Below are 24,297 nucleotides of genomic sequence, written 5' to 3'. Positions count from 1 at the left end.
AAATCATGGCAAGATCATTAAAAAAAGGACCTTACGTTCACTATAAGTTAGAAAGAAAAGTGTTAGCTAACGTTGAATCAGGAAAGAAATCTGTGATCAAAACTTGGTCAAGAGCTAGTATGATTACTCCTGATTTTGTTGGACAAACTATTGCTGTTCACAATGGACGACAGTTTGTGCCTGTTTACGTTACAGAAAACATGGTAGGTCATAAGTTAGGCGAATTTTCACCAACTCGTTCATTCCGTGGACATGCTGGTGCTAAAAATAAAGGAAAAAAATAGTAGGATATTATGGGAAGTCGTAAAAAAAACATGGCAACGCAGTTAAAAGAAGCTAAGAAGCAAAGAGCATTTGCTAAGCTTACTAACTGTCCTACGTCACCAAGAAAAATGCGTTTAGTAGCCGATCAGGTAAGAGGTGTTGAAGTTGAAAAGGCTTTACAAATCTTAAAGTTCAGTCCAAAAGAAGCATCGCGTAACTTAGAGAAGTTATTATTATCAGCTATTGCTAACTGGCAAGCTAAGAATGAAGATGCTAGCATGGAAGATGCTGGGTTATTCGTGAAATCTATCTATGTAGATAGCGCAGGGATGTTAAAAAGATTAAGACCTGCTCCACAAGGACGTGCTCACAGAATTCGTAAGCGTTCTAACCACGTTACTTTAGAGTTAGGAACTAAAAATAACAGCAATTAATCATTAGTAGAAATGGGACAAAAGACAAATCCAATAGGAAATCGTTTAGGAATTATCAGAGGATGGGAATCTAACTGGTATGGTGGAAATGACTACGGTGATAAAATTGCTGAGGATGATAAGATAAGAAGGTATTTAAAAGCTAGATTATCTAAAGCAAGTGTATCTCGTATTATTATTGAGCGTACCTTAAAACTTGTAACCGTTACTATCACTACGGCACGTCCTGGTATCATTATCGGTAAAGGAGGTCAAGAGGTAGACAAGTTAAAAGAGGAGCTTAAGAAAATTACTGGTAAAGAAGTTCAAATTAATATTTTTGAGATTAAGCGTCCAGAATTAGATGCAAATTTAGTTGCAGCTAGTATCGCACGCCAAATTGAAAATAGAATTTCTTACAAACGTGCTACAAAAATGGCTATTGCGGCTGCAATGCGTATGAACGCAGAAGGTATTAAAGTTCAACTTTCTGGTCGTTTAAACGGAGCTGAAATGGCACGTTCTGAACACTATAAAGAGGGAAGAATTCCTTTATCTACTTTCAGAGCAGATATCGATTATTCACTTGTTGAAGCTCATACTACATACGGAAGAATCGGTGTGAAAGTATGGATTATGAAAGGTGAGGTTTATGGAAAACGTGAATTATCTCCATTAGTTGGATTATCTAAACAAAAAGGTAATTCTAACAATAAAGGTGGAGGTGGAAGACGTCAACCTCGCAGAAGAAAATAATTTTATAAAAGAAATTAGAGATGTTACAGCCAAAAAGAGTAAAATTTCGTAGGGTTCAGAAAGGTAAAGGAAATATGAGTGGTAACTCTGGAAGAGGTACTCAATTATCAAACGGAATGTTTGGAATTAAATCCTTAGACCAGAACTTACTTACTTCTCGACAAATTGAAGCTGCTCGTATTGCGGCGACTCGTTATATGAAAAGGGAAGGTCAACTTTGGATTAAAATTTTCCCAGATAAGCCAATAACAAAGAAACCGTTAGAGGTACGTATGGGTAAAGGTAAAGGAGCACCTGACCATTTTGTAGCTGTTGTTAAACCAGGAAGGATCTTATTCGAAGTTGGTGGTGTACCAATGGAGGTAGCTAAAGAAGCATTGCGTTTAGCTGCACAAAAGCTTCCGGTAAAGACAAAGTTTATCATTGCAAGAGATTTTGATTATAACGCTTAATTCTAATAGATCATGAAACAATCAGAAATAAAAGAATTATCAACAGCTGACTTACAAGATAAGCTAGGAGCGTTGAAGAAAAATTATACTGATCTTAAGATGGCTCACGCGATAACTCCACTGGATAACCCATTGCAGTTAAGAACCTTAAGAAGAACTGTTGCAAGAATTGCAACAGAGTTAACTAAAAGAGAATTACAATAAATTCTAGTCAGTTTTAAAGATGGAAAAAAGAAATCTTAGAAAAGAGAGAATAGGTGTAGTATCTAGCAACAAAATGGAGAAATCTATTGTAGTTAGCGAGGTAAAAAGAGTAAAGCACCCAATGTACGGTAAATTCGTCAAGAAAACGAAGAAGTACGTTGCACATGACGAGAATAACGATTGCAACATTGGAGATACAGTGAGAATAATGGAAACTCGTCCATTAAGTAAATCTAAGCGTTGGAGATTAGTAGAAATCCTAGAAAGAGCTAAATAATATGTTACAAACAGAATCAAGATTAAAAGTAGCAGACAACACTGGAGCAAAGGAAGTTTTAGTGATTAGAGTTTTAGGAGGAACAAAAAAGCGTTACGCTAGCGTTGGAGATAAGATTGTTGTTACAGTAAAGTCTGCAACTCCAAACGGAACTGTAAAGAAAGGTCAGGTTTCTCGCGCAGTTGTTGTTCGTACTAAGAAAGAAGTTAGACGTAAAGACGGGTCATATATCAGATTTGATGATAACGCTTGTGTACTTTTAAATCCTACTGAGGAGATGAGAGGTACCCGTGTATTCGGTCCTGTTGCTCGTGAATTACGTGAGAAACAATTTATGAAGATAGTATCATTAGCACCTGAGGTGTTATAAAAACAGATTTTAAGATGAAGAAATTTAAAATTAAATCAGGAGATACTGTTAAAGTTATCGCAGGAGATCACAAAGGATCAGAAGGAAAAGTTTTACGAATCCTTAAAGATAAGGACAGAGTAGTAGTGGAAGGTGTGAATATGGTTTCTAAGCACACTAAACCTAGCGCTGCTAATCCACAAGGAGGTATTGTAAAACAGGAGGCTCCATTACATGTTTCGAACGTTGCTTTAGTAGAAAATGGTGAAGCTGTAAGAGTAGGTTATAAAGTTGAAGGAGATACTAAAACTAGAATCTCTAAAAAAACTAAAAACGAAATATAATCATGAGTTACGTACCAAGATTAAAAGAAGAATACAAAGCTAGAGTTATCAAGGCTCTAACTGATGAGTTCGGATATAAGAACGTAATGCAAGTACCAAAGTTGCAGAAGATTGTTGTAAGTAAAGGTGTAGGTGCTGCTATTGCTGATAAGAAATTAATTGATTATGCTATTGAAGAATTAACTTCAATTACTGGTCAAAAAGCAGTTCCAACAATTTCTAAGAAAGACGTTGCAAACTTCAAATTACGTAAAGGAATGCCAATCGGTGCTAAAGTTACGTTAAGAGGTGATATTATGTACGAATTCTTAGATCGTTTAATCACTGCTTCTTTACCACGTGTAAGAGATTTTAATGGAATTAAAGCAAATGGATTCGATGGTAGAGGTAATTACAATTTAGGAATTACTGAACAAATCATTTACCCAGAGATTAATATTGACCAAGTAAAGAAAATCAACGGAATGGATATTACTTTCGTAACATCTGCTCAAACTGATAAAGAAGCTAAGTCATTATTAGGAGAATTAGGTTTACCATTTAAAAAGAATTAATAAGATGGCTAAAGAATCAATGAAAGCGCGCGAGCGTAAAAGAGCTAAAACGGTTGCTAAGTATGCTGAGAAAAGAAAGGCTTTAAAAGAAGCTGGTGATTACGAGGCATTACAAAAGTTACCTAAGAACGCTTCACCAATTAGAATGCACAATCGTTGTAAGCTAACTGGTCGTCCAAAAGGATATATGCGTCAGTTTGGAATTTCACGTGTTACTTTCCGTGAAATGGCAAACCAAGGATTAATTCCAGGTGTAAAGAAAGCTAGCTGGTAGTATATCAGTTATGAAGATATAAAAAAGGTGTACAATTATTTGTGCACCTTTTTTTATTTTAGGGAAAAATTTAATTTATGAGGAAGTTTCTTAATTTGAACTATCCATTTTATTACGATCTTAAAACTTCATTTCTTATAGGAATCGTAATATTAATTTTGTCCACTTTGTTTAGTTTTCTATTTGAACCGTTTGATGTTAACTTTTCCGAATTAAGATTTTCTTATTTAACAATCTCCTTTATACATTCATTTATTTCATTATTGGTTTTCATGGGAAGTTGTGCAATTTTAAATAATGTTAGAAAATCGAGCTCAGAATGGCGCGTAAAGAATGAGGTTATTTTCTTGCTACTAGTTTTAATAATGATTGGTGTTTGTCAATTTTTAATTAGAGATTTCATTTATGATAAAGATGATAATTGGTCACTTCGATATGTATATGAAGAAGTTAGGAATACTGTTTTAGTTGGGGCGTTATTAATGTTTATTATTACTTCTATAAATGTTGAAAGATTACGAAGTATTTATAATTTAAGGAGTAAGAGGCTAACAGTTGTTGAGCAAGAACTAGGACACAATAATGATTCAATCCGAATCAAGACTTTGGTTAATAATGATGATTTTACTCTGAATATTGATGATTTTATATTTGCTAAATCAGATAAAAATTATACATATATTTTTATCAAGGATAATGTCTTCTTGAAGAGAATATCGTTAAAAAGTTTAGAGGATCAATTGAAAGGTTTCGATTTCATTATAAAGTCTCATCGATCTTATTTGGTTAATATGTATAAGATAGAAAACATCAAAGGAAATACTCAAGGTTATAAATTAAGAATGAAAAACAGTATTGAAGAAGTTCTCGTTTCAAGAGGTCGAATAGATCTGTTTGAAGAAATCTATAAATCTGCCTACTCATAGATTGTCATACGTCACAAAGTTGTTGTTATAGGTCTCATTTCCTTATTTGAATTAAATACTCCACGGTTTTCTGAATAGTTTCGCATAAATAATTTTAAATTTTATTTATGACTACTAATAGAAGATTTGATTTAGATTGGTTACGTGTTATTTCTGTTTTCGCTGTTTTTGTGCATCATGTTTGTATGCCTTTCAATGGAGATGATTTCCATATTATGAATTCCGAATCTAGTAAATTACTAGATGATGTAATGGTGTATTTCGAACAGTTTAGATTACCATTATTATTTTTTGTTTCTGGTGTAGGAACAATTTTTGCCTTTTCAAAAAGAACTTGGTTACAGTTTATAAAAGAACGTAGTTTTCGATTATTGATTCCTCTAATTTTTGGAATGGTTGTTTTAATTCCGCCTCAAACTTTTTTTGAGTTTTATGAGGAGTTTAATTTTAATATTAGTAGTTATTTTAAATTACTATCACAACTAAAAGTGAATCATCTTTGGTTTATAGAAAACCTGTTTTGGATGTCTCTCTGTTCAATTCCTTTCATTTTATTTTTAAAGTCAAGTAAAGGCGAAAGAGTAGTCATGAAAATAACACAATCAAGCTCTAAATATGGATTGTTTTCATGGTGTATTATATTAGTCCTACTCAGAATAGTGAGTAAGTATTATTTCCCAAGTGATTCTAAAAGTATTTTAAATGTTTCTTCTACTCTTTACTATAGTTTCTATTTTATGGCAGGTCTTCTGATAGCGAGTTCAAACAACCTATGGAATTTAATTCTTTCTAATAGAAGAAAATATTTTTCATTAGCATTGTTCTTCACGGTCCTTTTTTATTTCTATTATTTACTTCCATCAAGTGTGTTGTCACCATATTTTTCTGTTTCACAAAGATGGAGCATTTGGTACTTGACGTGTAGTTTAGTTTCTTGGTCGGTTCTTTTAACAGTATTAGGTTACGGATATAAACACTTGAATAGTAGAAGTTTTCTTCTAACGAAACTGAATGAAGCGGTATATCCTTTTTATATGTTACATCAAACAGTTATAGTTATAATTGGATATTTTATTATTCAATTAAATATATCGATTTTGAGTAAAACACTACTGCTTTTTTGTAGTTCTTTAGTGGTAATTATGATTGTTTATAGACATGCGATTTATCTTTTTAAATGGATGAGATTTCTTTTTGGAATGAAAACTAAGAACTAAAAAATTTGAAAATATTATGCTTTTTGATAGTGAATGAAAATGACTACAATTTGGCAATAAATTAATAGTCAAATCGATAATTGAAAAATCTCTTTTTTTTTCGAAAACTTTATGTATATTTGCACACTGTTTTTAGAGGGTAAATTATGCCTTTTTATGAAATAATAACATGTGTATGATCGCCTCTTTAAAGACAAAAAATAAGTTTTAACTGGTTTCAGGTTTAGTAGTTACGGTAAAACGTAAGTAAAATAGAAGCTACTAAATACCAAAACCGCAATTAAATTAATATGTACACAGATCCAATCGCGGATTTTCTTACTCGTGTTAGAAATGCTATTATGGCAGGACACAGAGTTGTAGAAGTTCCAGCTTCAAAATTGAAGAAGGAGATGACCAAAATTTTGTTTGATCAAGGTTACATTTTAAGTTATCAGTTCAATGACGATAAAGTTCAAGGAACTATCAAGATAGCTTTAAAGTACGATAGACAAACTAAAGAGCCGGTTATCAGAAAAATTCAAAGAGTATCTACTCCAGGTTTACGAAAGTATGTAGGTGCTAAAGAAATGCCAAGAGTTTTAAACGGACTTGGTATCGCAATTGTATCAACTTCAAAAGGTGTGATGACTAACAAGAAAGCACGTCAAGAGAATGTTGGTGGAGAAGTATTATGTTACGTTTACTAATAAACATTTTGTAAGATGAGTAGAATAGGTAAAAGCCCAATCACATTGCCACAAGGTGTTGAATTCAAAGTAAACGATAACGTGGTAACAGTAAAAGGTAAATTAGGGGAATTAACTCAAAAGTTAACTTCTGATATTACTGTAAAGGAAGAGGATGGTACTTTAACATTAGAAAGACCATCAGATAGTAAAGAACACAAGGCTGCACACGGTTTATACCGAGCTTTAATCGCTAATATGATTGAAGGTGTAACTAAAGGTTATACTAAGGAATTAGAATTAGTAGGGGTAGGTTATAGAGCATCTAACCAAGGTCAAAAGTTAGATTTAGCTTTAGGATTTTCTCATAACATTGTTTTAGAGTTAGCACCAGAGGTTAAGGTTGAAACAGTATCTGAAAAAGGTAAAAACCCAATCGTAAAATTAACTTCTCACGATAAGCAATTAGTGGGGCAAGTAGCGGCTAAGATTCGTTCTTTCCGTAAGCCGGAGCCATATAAAGGTAAAGGAGTTAAGTTTGTTGGTGAAGTAATTAGAAGAAAAGCAGGTAAATCTGCATAATAATTAGTGTTATGGCATTATCAAAACTTGAAAGAAGACAACGTATAAAGTATAGAATTAGAAAAGTTATTTCTGGTACAGCTGCAAAGCCAAGGTTATCAGTATTCAGAAGTAATAAAGAAATCTATGCACAGATTATAAATGATGTAGACGGTGTGACAATTGCAGCGGCTTCATCGAGAGATAAAGAAATTGCATCGGGTTCTAAAGCAGAAACTGCTGCAGCTGTAGGAAAAGCAATCGCTGAGAAAGCTGTAAAAGCAGGATTAGAGACTGTTGCTTTTGATAGAAATGGTTACTTATACCATGGACGTGTAAAAGTATTAGCAGACGCTGCAAGAGAAGCTGGTTTAAAATTTTAAGAAATTATATTATGTTAGGATATAAAAACGTAGAAAGAGTAAAACCAAGCGGATTAGAGCTTGTTGACAGATTAGTAGGTGTTCAACGTGTTACTAAAGTTACTAAAGGAGGTAGAGCATTTGGTTTTTCTGCTATCGTAGTAGTAGGTGACGGTAAGGGAGTTGTTGGACACGGATTAGGAAAGTCTAAGGATGTTTCATCTGCAATTGCAAAAGCAGTTGAAGATGCAAAGAAAAACTTAGTTCGTATTCCACTTTTAAACGGAACATTACCTCACGAGCAAAAAGGTAAATTCGGAGGAGCAAAGGTCTTTGTTAAGCCAGCTTCAAATGGTACCGGAGTTATCGCAGGTGGTGCTGTACGTGCCGTATTAGAATCTGTAGGAGTACATGACGTATTATCTAAGTCTCAAGGATCTTCTAACCCACATAACGTGGTGAAAGCAACTTTCGACGCATTATTACAATTACGTAGCGCTGAAACTATTGCAAGACAAAGAGGTATCTCATTAGAGAAAGTTTTTAACGGATAAAATTTAAGACGATGAGTAAAATTAGAGTTACACAAGTAAAAAGTCAAATCGGTCGCCTTAAAAATCAAAAAAGAACGTTAGAGGCGTTAGGATTACGTAGAATGAACCAAACTGTAGAGCACGATGCAACAGCTACAATTTTGGGGATGGTAAATAAAGTTCAACACTTAGTTTCTGTAGAAGAAATTAAATAAGAAGATAATAAAAATGGGTTTACATAACTTAAAACCAGCAGCTGGATCTACAAAAAGCGGGAAGAGAATTGCTCGTGGTGAAGGATCAGGTCATGGTGGTACCTCTACAAGAGGGCATAAAGGAGCTAAATCTCGTTCAGGTTACTCACGTAAAATCGGATTCGAAGGAGGGCAAATGCCACTTCAAAGACGTGTGCCTAAGTTTGGATTTACTAACATCAACCGTAAGGAGTATGTTGGAATCAACTTAGATAAATTACAAGAGTTAGTTGATAACGGTAGAATTACTGATACAGTTACTATGGACGTTTTAGTGGAAAACAGATTAGCACGTAAAAACGAACTTGTAAAGATCTTAGGACGTGGTGAATTGAAGGCTAAATTAAATATAACTGTACACAAATTTACAGCAACAGCAAAGGCGGCTATTGAAGCTGCTGGAGGTGAAGCGGTAACTTTATAAACTGTAAATGATGAATTTTATAAATACTTTAAGAGACATTTTCAAAATAGAAGAGTTAAAAGATAAATTACTTTTAACGATTGGTTTAATCGCTGTTTATCGTTTTATGGCAGCAGTTCCATTACCAGGAATTGATCCAACTCAATTAGCAGCACTTAAAGATCAAGCCGGAGGTGGACTCTTAGGTTTATTAAATGCATTTACAGGTGGGGCATTTGCTAGAGCATCTGTTATGGCTTTAGGAATTATGCCTTACATTTCTGCATCTATCGTAGTTCAGTTAATGGGAATTGCTATTCCTTATTTGCAGAAACTTCAAAAAGATGGAGAGAGTGGACGTAAGAAAATTACACAAATCACACGTTGGCTAACGATCTTAATTACATTAGTTCAAGGACCAACTTATATCACAGCAATTAAAACTCAATTCGGTTTACCAGAATCTGCTTTCTTAGTAGGTGGTGCTACGTTTTGGGTTTCATCAATGATTTTACTTACTGCAGGAACAATTTTTGCAATGTGGTTAGGAGAAAGAATTACTGACAAAGGAGTTGGTAATGGTATTTCTTTATTAATTACAGTAGGTATCATCGCTAATTTCCCAGCTGCGTTTTTGCAAGAGTTTATTGCAAAAACTACAAACGCTGGTGGTGGTGGAATAATGATGATTTTAATTGAAGTTTTAGTATGGTTTGTTGTAATATTATTAACAGTGTTACTAGTAACTGCTGTTCGTAAAGTAGCAGTTCAATATGCTAGAAGAACAGCAATTTCAAACATTAAAGATGTTGAAGGAGCAAGACAATACATTCCGTTAAAATTAAATGCTGCTGGTGTAATGCCAATCATTTTTGCTCAGGCAATCATGTTCGTGCCAATGACTTTAGGTCAGAAGTTTCCGGCATTAGTTAAATTAACAGATATTAATGGATTATGGTACAACTTGATATTTGCAGTTTTAATTATCATTTTTAGTTATTTCTATACTGCAATTACAATTCCTACAAATAAAATGGCGGAAGACCTTAAAAGAAGTAATGGCTTTGTACCAGGTTACAAGCCGGGTGAAGAAACTGCAAATCACTTAGATTCAGTTTTATCTAAAATTACTTTCCCAGGATCTCTATTTTTAGCTGCGTTATCTATTTTACCAGCAATTATCGTTCAGTTTGGAGTAACTCAAAGTTGGGCATTGTTCTACGGAGGTACTTCATTAATTATTATGGTAGGTGTAGCAATTGACACTATTCAACAAATTAATTCGTATTTATTAAACAGTCGTTATGATGGTTTAATGAAAACAGGTAACACTAATAGAAAATCATTAAAATAATATGGCTAAGCAACCAGCAATTCAACAAGATGGAACTATAACAGAAGCATTATCAAATGCAATGTTTCGTGTAGAATTAGAAAATGGACATATTGTTACGGCGCACATTTCGGGAAAAATGCGTATGCACTATATCAAACTTTTACCTGGAGATAAGGTAAAGTTAGAAATGAGCCCATATGATTTGACTAAAGCAAGAATTACTTACAGATATTAAAAAACACACTGATGAAAGTAAGAGCATCATTAAAGAAAAGAAGTGCCGACTGTAAAATTGTACGCAGAAAAGGCAGACTATATGTTATAAATAAAAAGAATCCTAGATTTAAACAAAGACAAGGTTAGTTATGGCAAGAATCGCAGGTATAGATATTCCAAAGAATAAGAGAGGCGTAATCGCTTTAACATACATCTTTGGTATAGGAAGAAGCAGAGCTAAAGATATTTTAGCAGAAGCTAAAATCGACGAGAACATTAAAGTTCAAGATTGGAACGATGATCAAATCGCAGCAATTCGTGAGCAAGTTGGTACGTACACTATTGAGGGTGAATTACGTTCTGAGGTTCAATTAAACATTAAGCGTTTAATGGATATCGGTTGTCAAAGAGGAATCCGTCACAGACTTGGATTACCTTTAAGAGGACAAAGAACTAAAAACAATTCTCGTACGAGAAAAGGTAAGAGAAAAACTGTAGCTAACAAGAAAAAATAATCGTTAGATTATTTTTACTAATAGTAAAGAATCATGGCAAAATCGAAAGTAACAAAAAAACGTAAAGTTGTAATCGAGTCTACAGGTGAGGCTCATATTACAGCATCGTTCAATAACATCATCATCTCCTTAACTAACAAAAAAGGAGACGTAATTTCTTGGTCATCTGCCGGTAAAATGGGATTCAGAGGATCTAAGAAAAATACTCCTTACGCTGCTCAATTAGCAGCAGAAAACTGTGCTTCAGTTGCAAAAGAAGCTGGTTTACGAAAAGTAAAGGTATATGTTAAAGGACCAGGTAACGGTAGAGAATCTGCTATCAGATCAATCCATAACTCAGGAATCGAAGTAACAGAAATCATCGACGTTACGCCAATTCCACACAATGGATGTCGTCCACCTAAAAGAAGAAGAGTATAATAATTAATTTTTAACCAAGTAGGATAAAAGATTGTCGAAGGAGTTAGCCTTAATTCACGATCCCTACTTAAATTTATAGAAATGGCAAGATATACAGGACCAAAAACTAAGATTGCTCGTAAATTTGGCGAGGCAATTTTCGGAGATGATAAGAACTTCGAAAAAAGAAATTACCCTCCAGGACAACACGGAGTTGGTAAGAGAAGAGGTAAGAAATCTGAATACGCAGTTCAGTTAATGGAAAAGCAAAAGGCCAAGTATACCTATGGTATTTTAGAACGTCAATTCCGTAACCTATTTAAAAAAGCGCAAGCTTCAGGTGGAATTACTGGTGAGGTTTTATTACAATTATGTGAATCTCGTTTAGATAATACAGTATTCCGTTTAGGAATTGCTACTTCTCGTAGAGCAGGTCGTCAATTAGTTTCTCACCGTCACATCACTGTAAACGGAGAGATTGTAAACATTCCATCATACAGATTAAAAGCTGGAGATGTAATAGCAGTTAGAGAGAAGTCTAAATCATTAGACGCTATCGAGAATGCATTAGCTTCTAATAGCAATGTTTACGAATGGTTAACTTGGAATGCTGAGCAAAAGTCAGGTACTTTTGTAAAGGCTCCAGAAAGATTACAGATTCCTGAGAACATTAAGGAGCAGTTAATCGTAGAATTATATTCTAAATAATAAATTAATCACATTGGTATTTGGCCAAAGGGTTTGTTCGTACTTCTTCAAACTTATTAACCGCGCAACCAAATAACAATTAAAACGAAGAAATAAAACATATGGCGATTTTAAATTTTCAAAAGCCCGATAAAGTTATTATGATCGAATCTACTGATTTCAAAGGTAGATTCGAATTTAGACCGTTGGAACCAGGTTTTGGTTTAACTGTTGGTAATGCTTTACGTAGAGTATTATTATCATCTTTAGAAGGATTTGCAATTACTTCTTTAAGAATTGATGGTGTTGATCATGAATTCTCAACTATGACTGGTGTTGTAGAAGATGTAACTGAGATGATCTTGAACTTAAAGCAAGTTCGTTTCAAGAAGCAAATCGAAGAGTCTGATAGAGAAACAGTAACTATTGCAATTTCAGGTCAAGAGCAATTAACTGCAGGAGACTTACAAAAGTTCATTTCTGGATTCCAAGTTTTAAATCCAGATTTAGTTATCTGTAATATGGATAAATCTGTCAAGATAAATGCAGAGATTACCATAGAAAAAGGTAGAGGGTTTGTACCAGCTGAAGAAAATAAAAAATCAGGTGCACCGTTAGGAACGATTTTTACTGATTCAATCTTTACACCAATTAAAAATGTAAAGTATGCAGTAGAGAACTTCCGTGTTGAGCAAAAGACTGACTATGAAAAGTTAGTTTTTGATATTGACACTGATGGTTCAATCAATCCTAAAGATGCATTAACCGAAGCAGCTAAGATTTTAATTCACCACTTCATGTTATTCTCAGATGAGAGAATTACTTTGGAGGCTGATGAAATCGCTCAGACTGAATCATATGATGAAGAATCATTACATATGAGACAGTTATTAAAGACGAAATTAGTTGATATGGATTTATCAGTTCGTGCTTTAAATTGTTTAAAAGCTGCAGAAGTAGATACGTTAGGAGACTTAGTTTCTTTTAACAAAGGAGATTTAATGAAGTTTAGAAACTTTGGTAAAAAATCATTGACTGAATTAGAAGAGTTAGTGAACAATAAAGGCTTAAGTTTCGGAATGGACTTAACAAAGTACAAATTAGATAGAGATTAATATTTTAACTAGGTTATCATAGTTTTGCTCCTCAAGAGTGGGTAGAGCAAGATGATAGTCTAAAACTTAAACGTCATGAGACACGGTAAAAAAGTAAACCATTTAGGTAGAAAAACAGCACATAGAAAGTCTATGTTAGCTAACATGGCTTGTTCTTTAATCGAGCACAAGCGTATTAACACTACAGAAGCTAAAGCGAAAGCTTTACGTAAGTTTGTAGAGCCGTTAATTACAAAAGCTAAAGCTGAGAATAACACTACAGAAGAGAAAAACATGCATAACCGTCGTGTAGTATTCAGTTACTTACGCAACAAATATGCAGTTTCTGAGTTATTCAAAGAAATTTCTGTAAAGATTGCTGACAGACCAGGTGGTTACGTTCGTATCATCAAATTAGGAAATCGTCAAGGAGATAACGCTCCAATGGCAATGGTTGAATTAGTTGACTACAACGAATTATACAATCCAAATGGAAAGAAGGCTAAGAAGAATACTCGTCGAAGCCGTCGTGGTGGAGCTAAGAAAGCCGCTGCACCTGTAACTGATGTTGAAGCTTCACAAGAAGAAGAATAGATGACAGTTCGTTAAAATATAAAAAAGGATAAACAATTTAGTTTATCCTTTTTTTTTAAACTATTTTTGACAAATTTTTTAAAACACGATGAGTGCTATATTATAATTTTTGCTTTAAGGTTTTGATTTATAGTAGTCTTATCAGTTTCAATTCAACAAATACACAACAAACTAATGAAATACACAACACGAAAAAAAGCACTAGTTTTACTTGCAGACGGTACGGTTTTCTATGGTAAATCTGTTGGAATAGAAGGTACTGTTACAGGAGAGATTTGCTTCAATACTGGGATGACTGGTTATCAAGAGATTTTTACCGATCCTTCATATTATGGTCAGTTAATGGTTGCAACTAACGCACATATTGGTAATTACGGAGTGAATAACGAGGAAGTTGAATCTGAAGGAATTAAGATTTCAGGTTTAATTTGTAGAAATTTTAGCTTCGAACACTCTCGTGTTGATTCAGATGGTAATTTAAAAGACTGGTTTGAAAAGCATAATTTAGTCGCTATTTCAGATGTTGATACAAGAGCTCTGGTATCTTACATTAGAGAAAATGGAGCAATGAATGCAATCATAACAACAGAAACAGATAATGTAGAAGAATTAAAGAAGCAATTAGCAGATGTTCCAAACATGGAAGGTTTGGAGTTGGCTTCACAAGTTTCTACTAAAGAACCGTATTTTGTGGGAAATGAAAATGCAACATATAAAATTGCAGCTTTGGATATTGGAATCAAGAAAAATATCTTGAGAAATCTTGCAAAAAGAGATGCTTATATCAAAGTATATCCATTTAATTCTAAGTTTGAGGATTTGGAATCTTGGGAACCTGATGGTTATTTTATCTCTAATGGACCTGGAGATCCGGAACCTTTAACTGAAGCTCAGGAATTAGCTAAAGAGATTATAAAAAGAGATTTACCTTTATTTGGAATTTGTTTAGGTCATCAAGTTATTGCCTTGGCTAATGGAATTTCTACTTACAAAATGCACAATGGGCACAGAGGAATAAATCACCCAGTAAAAAACCTAGTTACAGGTAAAGGTGAGATTACTTCTCAAAATCATGGTTTTGCAATAAATAGAGAAGAAACAGAAGCACATGGTGATGTTGAAATTACACATGTACATTTAAATGATAACACAGTAGCAGGGATTAAAATGAAGAGAAAAAATGTGTTTTCAGTGCAGTATCACCCCGAAGCGAGTCCTGGACCACATGACTCTGAGTACTTGTTCGATCAATTTATTGAGAACATTAAGGCTACAAAATAGTATTCATAAGTTGAAAACGATTTCGTAGAAATTATCTAAAAATCTAACTTTAAAACAGTAGCATTTGTAAATTAGCTACAACCAAATTAAAAAATAGAAGATGAGTATTATAATTAACATCCATGCACGTCAAATTTTTGATTCAAGAGGTAATCCAACTGTAGAAGTAGATGTAACTACTGAGAATGGAATTCAAGGTAGAGCAGCCGTCCCATCAGGAGCTTCTACTGGAGAGCACGAAGCGGTTGAATTACGTGACGGAGGTGATGCTTATATGGGTAAAGGAGTTACTAAAGCTGTTGATAATGTGAATACAATTATCGCACAAGAATTGTTAGGAACTTCTGTATTTGAGCAAAATTTAATTGATCAAATGATGATTGACTTAGATGGAACTCCAAATAAATCTAAGTTAGGAGCAAATGCAATTTTAGGCGTTTCTTTAGCCGTAGCAAAGGCTGCAGCTAACGAATTAGGAATGCCATTATATAGATATGTTGGAGGAGTAAGCGCAAATACTTTACCTGTTCCAATGATGAATATTATTAATGGTGGTTCTCATTCAGATGCACCGATTGCTTTTCAAGAGTTTATGATTATGCCGGTAAAGGCAAAGAATTTCTCAGAAGCTATGCAAATGGGTTCTGAAGTTTTCCATAACTTAAAGAAAGTATTACATGATAGAAATTTATCAACTGCTGTAGGAGATGAAGGAGGTTTTGCACCAACTTTAGATGGTACTGAAGATGCTTTAGATACCATTGCTTTAGCTGTTAAAAATGCAGGATATAGTTTAGGTGATGACATTATGATTGCTTTAGATTGTGCTTCAGCTGAATTCTATATAGATGGAAAGTACGATTATACTAAATTTGAAGGAGATACTGGAAAAGTAAGAACAAGTAAGGAGCAAGCTGATTATTTAGCGGAACTTTCTGAAAAATATCCTATTATTTCTATTGAAGACGGAATGGATGAGAACGACTGGGAAGGTTGGAAATATTTAACTGAAAAAATTGGCGATAAAGTTCAATTAGTAGGTGATGATTTATTTGTAACAAATGTAGAGCGTTTATCAAGAGGAATAGAAAATAATACAGCAAATTCTATTTTAATCAAAGTGAATCAAATCGGTACACTTACAGAAACAATTGCTGCTGTAAATATGGCTCATAATGCTGGATATACATCTGTAATGAGTCACCGTTCTGGTGAAACAGAAGACAATACAATTGCTGATTTAGCAGTTGCTTTAAACACTGGTCAAATCAAAACAGGATCGGCTTCAAGATCAGATCGTATGGCAAAGTATAACCAGCTTCTAAGAATTGAAGAAGAATTAGGAGATGTAGGTTATTTCCCTCAACAAAATGCTTTTAAAGTAAAATAACTTTTATAGACATAACTATTAAAAATCCCGGTCATCCGGGATTTTTTTATGGATTGAGTGTGACTCTTTAAATCCAGTAAGAAACGTCATGAAATATTGTGTTTTTTTAATACAAATCTGTTAAACAACATTTTCAAAATCTTTTAAAAAATGGTATCTTCGTGCATCATTTAAATTTCACAAAAAACAAATTAAATAATGTCAGAGATAGCGAAACTACAAATTGGCGAAAATACGTATGAGTTTCCTTTAGTAAAAGGAACAGAAAATGAAGTTGCAATAGATGTTAAAACGTTAAGAGGAGCAACAGGAGGTGTTATTACGATAGACCCAGGATTTAAAAACACCGGTTCTTGCCAAAGTGCTATTACATTTTTAAATGGAGAAGAAGGAGTGCTACGCTACCGTGGTTATTCTATAGAGGAGTTAGCTGAAAAAGCAGATTTCCTTGAAGTTGCTTACTTGTTAATTTTTGGTGAATTACCAACTCAAGAGCAATTAGATAAGTTTTATAATGATATTTTGGATAACGCAATTGTTGATGATGATATTAAGAAGATAATTGATGCATTCCCTAAAAACGCACATCCAATGGGAGTTTTATCTTCTTTAACTTCTGCACTAACTGCATTCAACCCTGGTTCGGTTAACATCGATTCAGAGGAAGATATGTACAATGCTATCGTTAAAATAATGGGTAAATTTCCTGTTTTAGTAGCTTGGACAATGCGTAAAAAGCAAGGTTTACCTCTGGATTATGGTTCTAGAAAATTAGGTTATGTGGAAAATGTTTTACACATGATGTTTAAAAAACCAAATGAGGAATACGAGCAAAATCCAATTTTAGTTAATGCATTAGATAAGTTATTAATCTTACATGCTGATCACGAACAAAATTGTTCTACATCTACAGTTAGAATCGTAGGTTCTTCTCATGCTGGTTTGTTCCCATCTCTTTCTGCTGGTATTTCGGCACTTTGGGGACCTTTACATGGTGGAGCAAATCAGGCAGTATTAGAAATGTTAGAAGCTATCAAAGAAGATGGAGGAGATACTAAAAAATATATGGGTAAAGCAAAGGATAAGGAAGATCCATTCCGTTTAATGGGATTCGGTCATAGAGTTTACAAAAACTTTGATCCTCGTGCGAAAATAATTAAAGTTGCTGCTGATGAAGTTTTAAATGACTTAGGGGTAAATGATCCAATTTTAGACGTTGCTAAAGGTTTAGAGCAAGAAGCTTTAAGTGACGATTACTTCGTGAAAAGAAAATTATATCCAAACGTAGATTTCTATTCGGGAATTATATATAGAGCAATGGGTATTCCAGTTGAAATGTTTACAGTAATGTTTGCATTAGGTCGTTTACCAGGATGGATTTCTCAATGGAGAGAAATGCGTTTACGTAAAGAACCAATTGGTCGCCCACGTCAAGTTTATACAGGTGAAAATTATCGCCCTTTCGTGGAAATTAGCAAAAGATAAACAAATTTTAAATTATACAATGTCATTCTGATACTCGTTTCAGAATGACATTTTTTTTGATATATGTTACAACTCAATGTAAAAAACGAAACTTCAAGATTAAGAGCAGTAGTTTTAGGAACGGCTGTAAGTAATGGTCCAATACCAAATGCAGAGGATTGTTACGACCCAAAAAGTAAGCAACATGTAATTGCTGGAACATATCCGACAGAGGAAGATATGATTTCAGAGATGGAAGCTGTGGCAGGAGTTTTCAAAAAGTACGATGTTCAGGTTTTCAGACCTGAAGTTATCGAAGATTATAATCAAATATTTTCAAGAGATATAGCTTTCGTGATTGATGACAAGTTAGTCAAAGCGAATATCCTACCAGATAGAAATAGAGAATATGAAGCAATAAGACATGTCGTTTCTCAAATTAATCCTGATAACGTAATTGAGTTACCAGAGATTTGTCATGTAGAAGGAGGAGATGTAATGCCTTGGAATGATTATATTTTTATCGGTACTTATTCTGGTAGTGATTATCCTGATTATATTACAGCAAGAACAAATACTGACGCGGTAATCGCTTTGCAAGAATTATTTCCTGAGAAAACGGTCAAGAGTTTCGAACTACGAAAGTCAAATGAAGATCCTAAAGACAATGCCCTTCATTTAGATTGTTGTTTTCAACCTATTGGTAAAAACATGGCTATTTTGCACAAGAATGGTTTCTTAGTAGAAAAGGAGTATTATTGGTTAGTTGACTATTTTGGAGAGGATAATATTTTTGAAATTTCTAAAGACGAAATGTACAATATGAACAGTAATGTTTTTTCAATTTCAGAAGATGTAATTATTTCTGAAAGAAACTTTACCAGATTAAATACTTGGCTACGTGAAAAGGGATTTACTGTTGAGGAAGTTCCGTATGCTGAAATAGCAAAACAAGAAGGATTATTGCGTTGTTCTACATTACCACTAATTAGAGATTAAATTACAGCGTTTAATAAAGTAAAAAACCCTGAAATTCTAAATAATTTTAGGGTTTTTTTGGGTATAATCTGAATTAGATTCTATAATCTTTGGATTCCAGTTACGTGTAAACTTCCTTCAAGAGATTTGTAAATCTCAACAATTGCTTTAAATTGAATTGGTTGTGGAGCGACAGGTTTTGCTGTACATAAAAAACGATAGTTCATTCCAGCGACAACTTGAGTTGAAACTTCTTCTGGAGTATAGTCCACGCCTAAAATTTGACCATTTTTGGTAGCTTCGTCGAATACAATTCGATCTGAAGTTGTTAATGGACCATAAGCAGTCCATCCTCCTACAATAGTGTTTTGTTTTGATACAGTTTCGTTTGACATGATAATAAGGTTTAAGTTAAGTTTTGCCTACTCGTAAGGCTTTTCGGCTTATCGCCTCTATAATTAACTCTATAGAAAAGCTATTTTTATGAATAATTAGGCTTTTACCCAATTAGCTCCATTCCACTTAAACTCTTTGCCATTAGCTGGTTCAGGTTGATTTGAACGAAATGCACCGGCATGAATATGAGTACAGCCTTGAGCTGTTAAGTAGGCCGTGATATCTACTGTGAATTGGTTTGCTTGCTGATGATTATGATTGTCTTGTTTACCATAACAAACACTGTCTCCAGGTCCATCATAAGTGAAATTTTGAACATTGTAAGCCATAATTTTATTTTTGGGTGGTTGGTTATTAGACATTAAAATTAATTCAATAAATAATTGATATTTAAGTAAATGTAACGAGAGCGCTAAAAACATACTTAAGTGTTTTTTTTTGAGTCAAGAGCGGAAATTTATTTATTTCTTCTAGGAATATTTCTAAACTTAAATTTCACTAGTTTTCATTGAGTTATGGTAGTGCTTTAAATAATGGAATAGCAAATAGAAAAAGCGGATTTATATATAGGAAATTAATTGTTTATTTACCTTAAACGTATATATTTGCAATGAAAAGAAAAGTGAAAAATGCTATGTTTTTTTCCTTTTAAATATTGTTTAAAAAAGACTTTAGTGTAAACTTTTTTACATATAAAGTTATTATTAATTTAATTTATAATCTATATGAAAAGAAAAATACTCTTTTTATTATTAATGCATGTATTCTTTATGCACGCACAAACCACTGTTAGTGGTACTTTAACGTCTAACACAATTTGGACGAAAGCAGGTTCTCCCTATAATTTAACAGGTACATTGGGAGTCTTTGATGGTGTTACTTTAACAGTAGAATCTGGAGTGGAAGTTTCAGGGAATTTTGATTTACTTATAAAAGGTATAATTAAAATTGAAGGGAAAAGTAATGAGAAAGTTGTTTTTAAGAATACAAGATTGATATTTAAAGATTCTAACTTAAGTAATTCAACATTAGATAACGTTGTTTTCTCAGATGGTTCTGGCATTCAATTGGCTGATGAAGGTGAACACAATCAAGATCCAATAAAGAATTCAGGAACCTTATTAGTGAATTCATCAGATTTTAATAGTGGTACCTATGCCCGAACTAAGGGATATTCCACATCAGCTAAACTGAGATTGTCAAACTGTAATATTTTAAATGCAACAATAAAAGGGTTTTATCCAAGAAGTGAGGAAATTGAAATAAATCAGTGTAACATAAAAGGAGGTGTGCTAAATTCTGATTCTTATAATGATGGAATATTTTTGACTAATTCAAAAGTTGAAGAAGCTAATTTTAGAATTGGATGTTGTGGAGCAAACTTTAATATTGATTCTTGTGAAATAGTTAATTCTAATTTTGAAGATTACAATAATTATTATTCTGTTACAATTAATAATTCATTGGTTTCAAAAACATCATTTAATCTGCAATCTGGAGAATTAGTTGTTAGTAATTCACTTTTAGAAAGTCCTAATCAACTTCAGGATTATCACATAAAATCAAGAAATGTTAATTTTTCGAATGTTATATTTAAAGGAAATAACTCGGGAAAAGCACTAAAAATTTTAAATAAGGATTTTACAAGTAGTATTCAAAATTGTACGTTTAGTAATTATAATACGGGAATCGTATTAAACAGTAGTTTTGATTACACTTCACCTAAAGCAGACAAGATTAACAAGAAAAACACTTATAATTTCACATTTAAAAATAATAATCTTATTGGTATACAAGAGAGTAATTTTCAAAATAATTTTAACGCCAATATCGATGCAACCCAGAATTATTGGGGAACTGATAATGAATCAGTAATTGCAGATAAAATTACCGATGGATTAGATAATATAAATTATGGTATAGTTAATTATTCAAATTTTTTAATATCTCCAACTAGTTCTGCTCCAGTAGAAGCTCCAAATAATGTATTTAAAGGTTTAACAAATGGAGGAGTTTTAGTTTCATGGGATGCAAGCATGTCTAATAATGTAGCTGGCTACAAAGTTTATTATAAAACAAATACAACTGAAGATTTTCAGTTGCTAGCAGATGTAAGTGACGTATCTACCTATTTAACAGACGAAATTTCAATTAATTCAATAATTGTTGTTAAGTCTTACTCAACAGAAGCAGATGGTTCAAATGACTATATAGAAGGTAATGAAAGTGTTTTTAGTGAAAATGCTCAGAGAGTTATAGACTCTGTTGTATTAAGTTCTGCAGAAATTTGTCATGGTGATAATTTAAATTTAAGTTTTAGTTCTAATTACGAATTCATAAACAATGAATTTGTTTTACAAATGTCTGATGTTAACGGATCTTTTGATATGCCATTGGAATTAGCAAGAATTACCTCGGCTAATGAAGGTTTTTCTGTGCCTGTTAATGATACTATTGAATTCAATAAAACTTATTTTATTAGAATTATATCTACTGAAAATAATTATTTGAGTGAAAATCTAGAAGTTATTTTTATGGATGAAATTAATGCGCAGTTTTCAATAAGTACTGCTTCTATATGCGCAAGGAATACGGTAAATATTGAGTATCTTGGAGAAGAGAGTACTGAAAATACATTGAATTGGAATTTTAATGGAGCCACAGTTGTATCAGGAGAAGGAACTGGTCCTTATGAATTGTTTTGGAATCATTCTGGTGAAAAGGAAATAACTCTTGAGGTTGTTTCAGGTGGCTGTTCTTCAGTTTCTACTAAAACCATAGAAATTATTAATAAACCTTTAGCGGATTTTTCAGTGAGTGAAAATGTATGCCAAGGTGAGTCTGCTATGATTACATATAATGGAAATGCTACTGAATCTGCCAATTTTAGTTGGAATTTTGATGGAGCTTCAATAGTTTCTGGAACCGGTATTGGACCATATGAGGTTACATGGAATGAATCTTACGGAGAAAAAAATATATCACTTATAGTATCTGAAAATGGTTGTACTTCTGAAGAAACTATAAGGACAATTTATCATAATCCGAATCCAACAGGTTCAATAAAATTAATAGAACAAGTTTGTGTAGGAGATACTACGACGATTACCTATGAAGGTGATGCGCAGAATGATGCAATATATAATTGGAATTTTAATGGAGGATATGTTATTTCTGGTTCAGGTGCCGGACCTTATGAAATACAATGGTATAATCAAGGGGAAAAGAATGTTAGTTTAGAGGTAACTCAAAATGGATGTTCTGTAAACATGGATAGGACGCTTACAGTGACTCAAACACCAAATTCATATTTTTATCTAAGTAATAACAGTATTTGTGGTGAAGGAACAATAAATGTTTATTATTATGGTAATGGAGATGATGGTTCAACTTTTAATTGGGATTTTGACGGAGCGGAAGTTATATCGGGAGAAGGAAAAGGACCATATGAAATTACTTGGAATGATAATTTCGGACAAAAGGTAATTTCTTTAAATGTTTCAAAGAATGGATGTACCTCGCAAACTTATACTCAAATTCTTCAATTCAATCAATTACCATCACTTAGTATTGAAGGAGAGAGTACAGTTTGTAAAGGTGAATTGTATAACATAGAATATACAGGTGAAAATTATACAAATATTTATTGGTCGTTTGATGGTGCCGAGGTAATTTCAGGTTCTGATGCAGGTCCATATATTTTAAGATGGAATACTTCAGGAAATAAAAATATCAGTTACACAGTTTATAATAACAGTTGTTCAAGAGGAGAGGTTTTTGATGTAAATGTTAAAGAGAGTATCAATTCACCAGAGATATGTGTTGTAACAGTTGATGAAGATTCTTTTAAAAATAAAATAATGTGGGATTATTACACTGAAAATTTGAGTCAATTTGCAGTTTATAAGGAAACGGTAGTTGCAGGGCAATATCAGCTTTTGTCTTATGTTAATGCCGATATAAATTATTATATTGACGAAAGTTCATCTCCCGCGCAAAGTGCTAGTTTATATAAAATATCCGCAATTGATAATTGTGGAGGAGAAACAGAGCTAGGTGCACATCACAAAACTATCCATTTAGTTCTTACACCAGGAATAGGTACTTCTTGGAATATGATTTGGAATGATTATGAAGGATTTGAATTTTATACATATCGAATCCACAGAAGTATTAACGGAGGTGAGTTTGAATTATTAACGGAAGTTTCAAGTAATTTAAATTCATATACAGACTTAAATGTAAGTTCACAGGATGTTGCATATTATATAGAAGTGGTAAGCAATACCTCATGTGGAGGAGTTTTTAATAAGAGAAATCAAAGTTCAAGTTATATTTCATCTAAGTCAAATGTAGCTACTACGTCTGAAACATTAAGTGTAAGTGATGTTCTTTTAAAAGAATTAAAAATTGGCCCTAATCCGGTAAAAGATATTTTAGTAATATCAACCAGCAGTGTAGAGTTGCAAGAATTTGAACTATATACAACTCTAGGTCAAAAACTCAAATCAAATAAGTTTGATTCTGAACATAGAATTGACTTAAGAGATCTTCCAAAAGGAACCTATTTTTTAAGATTGATAACTAATCGTGGAGCAGTTGCCAAAAAAATTATTAAGAAATAAATAATAAGAGTCTACATAGTAGGCTCTTTTTTTTATCTTTGATATATAAAACTTTAGGAGTAGCTAGGTAACTAGTTTGAGAAATATCCTTAGAACCTGATTTGGTTAAAACCAACGTAGGGAAAAGTAATTTTCGAATATTTTGTGCAATTACGTACATCATGTTTTTTATATTTTCTTCTAAAGTTTACTTTAAATCTTATTGATAATGATAACAATACAAGTAAACGACAAAACACAAACTTTTTTAGAAAATCTTACGGTTTATCAACTCATAGGACAGCTCAATATTCAAACGAATGGAATTGCAGTTGCCGTTAATAACGATGTTATAAGCAAACCAAACTGGGAAACACGTGAACTGGTCGATCAAGACAATATCTTGATCATTAAATCTACACAGGGGGGATAAATCATTTAGTTTTCTATCCAAACTTAATTCAAAAATTAAATAGTATAAATACGTAAGTATAGTCTTGCGTATAACCATTTTATAAACGAACCTTCAGTA

34 protein-coding genes and 1 riboswitch are annotated in these 24,297 nt (G+C 33.0%); of the genes, 32 read left to right on the top strand and 2 right to left on the bottom strand.

The features are described 5' to 3' along the window. Positions 1-5: 5 nt before the first annotated feature. The 30 genes from rpsS (at position 6) to BTO06_RS11235 (ending at position 18,786) form a co-directional block, all read left to right on the top strand. Positions 6-284 (top strand): 30S ribosomal protein S19, encoded by a 279-nt coding sequence (rpsS, locus tag BTO06_RS11380; protein ID WP_075342604.1) that lies wholly within the window; start codon positions 6-8, stop codon positions 282-284. Between the two features lie 9 nt (positions 285-293). Beyond that, positions 294-698 (top strand): 50S ribosomal protein L22, encoded by a 405-nt coding sequence (gene rplV, locus BTO06_RS11375; RefSeq protein WP_100925420.1) that lies wholly within the window; start codon positions 294-296, stop codon positions 696-698. Positions 699-710: 12 nt separating this feature from the next. Further along, positions 711-1,433, top strand: a complete 723-nt coding sequence (rpsC, locus tag BTO06_RS11370) for a 30S ribosomal protein S3 (protein ID WP_095074026.1) — start codon at positions 711-713, stop codon at positions 1,431-1,433. A 20-nt stretch (positions 1,434-1,453) separates the two neighbouring features. Beyond that, entirely contained in the window at positions 1,454-1,885 is a 432-nt protein-coding gene (gene rplP, locus BTO06_RS11365) for a 50S ribosomal protein L16 (protein WP_075342607.1), read from the top strand. A gap of 12 nt (positions 1,886-1,897) precedes the next feature. Beyond that, complete coding sequence (rpmC, locus tag BTO06_RS11360; protein WP_100925419.1) at positions 1,898-2,089, top strand: 50S ribosomal protein L29; 192 nt, start codon at positions 1,898-1,900, stop codon at positions 2,087-2,089. Positions 2,090-2,108: 19 nt separating this feature from the next. Further along, positions 2,109-2,366, top strand: a complete 258-nt coding sequence (rpsQ, locus tag BTO06_RS11355; protein WP_100925418.1) for a 30S ribosomal protein S17 — start codon at positions 2,109-2,111, stop codon at positions 2,364-2,366. Position 2,367: 1 nt separating this feature from the next. Further along, positions 2,368-2,736 (top strand): 50S ribosomal protein L14, encoded by a 369-nt coding sequence (rplN, locus tag BTO06_RS11350; RefSeq protein ID WP_093868908.1) that lies wholly within the window; start codon positions 2,368-2,370, stop codon positions 2,734-2,736. A 14-nt stretch (positions 2,737-2,750) separates the two neighbouring features. Then, complete coding sequence (rplX, locus tag BTO06_RS11345; protein WP_100925417.1) at positions 2,751-3,059, top strand: 50S ribosomal protein L24; 309 nt, start codon at positions 2,751-2,753, stop codon at positions 3,057-3,059. 2 nt (positions 3,060-3,061) lie between these two features. Then, positions 3,062-3,613, top strand: a complete 552-nt coding sequence (gene rplE, locus BTO06_RS11340) for a 50S ribosomal protein L5 (protein ID WP_100925416.1) — start codon at positions 3,062-3,064, stop codon at positions 3,611-3,613. Positions 3,614-3,617: 4 nt separating this feature from the next. Continuing rightward, positions 3,618-3,887, top strand: a complete 270-nt coding sequence (gene rpsN, locus BTO06_RS11335) for a 30S ribosomal protein S14 (RefSeq protein WP_091891535.1) — start codon at positions 3,618-3,620, stop codon at positions 3,885-3,887. Between the two features lie 77 nt (positions 3,888-3,964). Beyond that, positions 3,965-4,813, top strand: a complete 849-nt coding sequence (locus BTO06_RS11330; RefSeq protein ID WP_100925415.1) for a LytR/AlgR family response regulator transcription factor — start codon at positions 3,965-3,967, stop codon at positions 4,811-4,813. A 107-nt stretch (positions 4,814-4,920) separates the two neighbouring features. Continuing rightward, a complete protein-coding gene (locus BTO06_RS11325; protein WP_100925414.1) occupies positions 4,921-6,030 on the top strand; it encodes an acyltransferase family protein in 1,110 nt (369 codons plus the stop codon). A 290-nt stretch (positions 6,031-6,320) separates the two neighbouring features. Beyond that, a complete protein-coding gene (gene rpsH / locus BTO06_RS11320) occupies positions 6,321-6,719 on the top strand; it encodes a 30S ribosomal protein S8 (RefSeq protein WP_100925413.1) in 399 nt (132 codons plus the stop codon). A gap of 15 nt (positions 6,720-6,734) precedes the next feature. Then, positions 6,735-7,280: a 50S ribosomal protein L6 gene (gene rplF / locus BTO06_RS11315; protein ID WP_100925412.1), complete on the top strand. Its 546-nt coding sequence runs from the start codon at positions 6,735-6,737 to the stop codon at positions 7,278-7,280. 11 nt (positions 7,281-7,291) lie between these two features. Beyond that, complete coding sequence (gene rplR / locus BTO06_RS11310; protein WP_100925411.1) at positions 7,292-7,642, top strand: 50S ribosomal protein L18; 351 nt, start codon at positions 7,292-7,294, stop codon at positions 7,640-7,642. 11 nt (positions 7,643-7,653) lie between these two features. Then, entirely contained in the window at positions 7,654-8,175 is a 522-nt protein-coding gene (gene rpsE, locus BTO06_RS11305; RefSeq protein WP_443081478.1) for a 30S ribosomal protein S5, read from the top strand. Positions 8,176-8,186: 11 nt separating this feature from the next. Then, complete coding sequence (gene rpmD, locus BTO06_RS11300; RefSeq protein WP_100925409.1) at positions 8,187-8,369, top strand: 50S ribosomal protein L30; 183 nt, start codon at positions 8,187-8,189, stop codon at positions 8,367-8,369. A gap of 13 nt (positions 8,370-8,382) precedes the next feature. Then, a complete protein-coding gene (gene rplO, locus BTO06_RS11295; protein WP_100925408.1) occupies positions 8,383-8,832 on the top strand; it encodes a 50S ribosomal protein L15 in 450 nt (149 codons plus the stop codon). Between the two features lie 10 nt (positions 8,833-8,842). Next, a complete protein-coding gene (gene secY, locus BTO06_RS11290) occupies positions 8,843-10,165 on the top strand; it encodes a preprotein translocase subunit SecY (RefSeq protein WP_100925407.1) in 1,323 nt (440 codons plus the stop codon). A gap of 1 nt (position 10,166) precedes the next feature. Continuing rightward, complete coding sequence (gene infA / locus BTO06_RS11285; protein WP_068206835.1) at positions 10,167-10,382, top strand: translation initiation factor IF-1; 216 nt, start codon at positions 10,167-10,169, stop codon at positions 10,380-10,382. 11 nt (positions 10,383-10,393) lie between these two features. Then, the gene (gene ykgO / locus BTO06_RS11280; RefSeq protein ID WP_010181906.1) at positions 10,394-10,510 is read left to right on the top strand and encodes a type B 50S ribosomal protein L36; all 117 of its coding nucleotides are present in this window, start codon (positions 10,394-10,396) and stop codon (positions 10,508-10,510) included. 2 nt (positions 10,511-10,512) lie between these two features. Beyond that, positions 10,513-10,878, top strand: coding sequence for a 30S ribosomal protein S13 (rpsM, locus tag BTO06_RS11275; RefSeq protein WP_100925406.1), 366 nt, complete (start codon positions 10,513-10,515; stop codon positions 10,876-10,878). Between the two features lie 33 nt (positions 10,879-10,911). Beyond that, complete coding sequence (gene rpsK / locus BTO06_RS11270; protein ID WP_100925405.1) at positions 10,912-11,298, top strand: 30S ribosomal protein S11; 387 nt, start codon at positions 10,912-10,914, stop codon at positions 11,296-11,298. Between the two features lie 81 nt (positions 11,299-11,379). Further along, positions 11,380-11,985 carry a 30S ribosomal protein S4 gene (gene rpsD, locus BTO06_RS11265; RefSeq protein WP_100925404.1) on the top strand — a complete coding sequence of 202 codons (606 nt, stop codon included), beginning with the start codon at positions 11,380-11,382 and terminating at the stop codon, positions 11,983-11,985. A 101-nt stretch (positions 11,986-12,086) separates the two neighbouring features. Beyond that, entirely contained in the window at positions 12,087-13,079 is a 993-nt protein-coding gene (locus BTO06_RS11260) for a DNA-directed RNA polymerase subunit alpha (RefSeq protein ID WP_100925403.1), read from the top strand. Between the two features lie 75 nt (positions 13,080-13,154). Beyond that, positions 13,155-13,652 carry a 50S ribosomal protein L17 gene (gene rplQ, locus BTO06_RS11255; RefSeq protein ID WP_100925402.1) on the top strand — a complete coding sequence of 166 codons (498 nt, stop codon included), beginning with the start codon at positions 13,155-13,157 and terminating at the stop codon, positions 13,650-13,652. A 174-nt stretch (positions 13,653-13,826) separates the two neighbouring features. After that, positions 13,827-14,933 carry a glutamine-hydrolyzing carbamoyl-phosphate synthase small subunit gene (carA, locus tag BTO06_RS11250; protein ID WP_100925401.1) on the top strand — a complete coding sequence of 369 codons (1,107 nt, stop codon included), beginning with the start codon at positions 13,827-13,829 and terminating at the stop codon, positions 14,931-14,933. 100 nt (positions 14,934-15,033) lie between these two features. Further along, positions 15,034-16,323, top strand: a complete 1,290-nt coding sequence (gene eno, locus BTO06_RS11245) for a phosphopyruvate hydratase (RefSeq protein WP_100925400.1) — start codon at positions 15,034-15,036, stop codon at positions 16,321-16,323. Between the two features lie 198 nt (positions 16,324-16,521). Next, on the top strand, positions 16,522-17,808 hold the full coding sequence (locus BTO06_RS11240; protein WP_100925399.1) for a citrate synthase: 1,287 nt from the start codon (positions 16,522-16,524) through the stop codon (positions 17,806-17,808). Positions 17,809-17,871: 63 nt separating this feature from the next. Next, entirely contained in the window at positions 17,872-18,786 is a 915-nt protein-coding gene (locus BTO06_RS11235; protein ID WP_100925398.1) for a dimethylarginine dimethylaminohydrolase family protein, read from the top strand. A gap of 80 nt (positions 18,787-18,866) precedes the next feature. Here the strand turns inward: BTO06_RS11235 and BTO06_RS11230 are convergent, their stop codons facing one another. Both BTO06_RS11230 and BTO06_RS11225 read right to left on the bottom strand, forming a co-directional pair. Continuing rightward, entirely contained in the window at positions 18,867-19,160 is a 294-nt protein-coding gene (locus tag BTO06_RS11230; protein WP_100925397.1) for a hypothetical protein, read from the bottom strand. 96 nt (positions 19,161-19,256) lie between these two features. Continuing rightward, positions 19,257-19,583, bottom strand: coding sequence for a hypothetical protein (locus tag BTO06_RS11225; protein WP_198517071.1), 327 nt, complete (start codon positions 19,581-19,583; stop codon positions 19,257-19,259). Between the two features lie 303 nt (positions 19,584-19,886). Between BTO06_RS11225 and BTO06_RS11220 the strand changes: the two genes are divergently transcribed. Further along, positions 19,887-23,786: a T9SS type A sorting domain-containing protein gene (locus tag BTO06_RS11220; protein ID WP_100925396.1), complete on the top strand. Its 3,900-nt coding sequence runs from the start codon at positions 19,887-19,889 to the stop codon at positions 23,784-23,786. 45 nt (positions 23,787-23,831) lie between these two features. Beyond that, positions 23,832-23,926: riboswitch (TPP riboswitch) on the top strand. Positions 23,927-23,994: 68 nt separating this feature from the next. Beyond that, positions 23,995-24,198, top strand: coding sequence for a sulfur carrier protein ThiS (gene thiS / locus BTO06_RS11215; protein ID WP_100925395.1), 204 nt, complete (start codon positions 23,995-23,997; stop codon positions 24,196-24,198). Positions 24,199-24,297: the final 99 nt, after the last annotated feature.

Origin of the sequence: Tenacibaculum sp. SZ-18 (genome assembly GCF_002813915.1) — a bacterium.
Taxonomy (GTDB): Bacteria; Bacteroidota; Bacteroidia; order Flavobacteriales; family Flavobacteriaceae; genus Polaribacter.
This window is presented reverse-complemented; position numbering and strand designations above follow the sequence as displayed.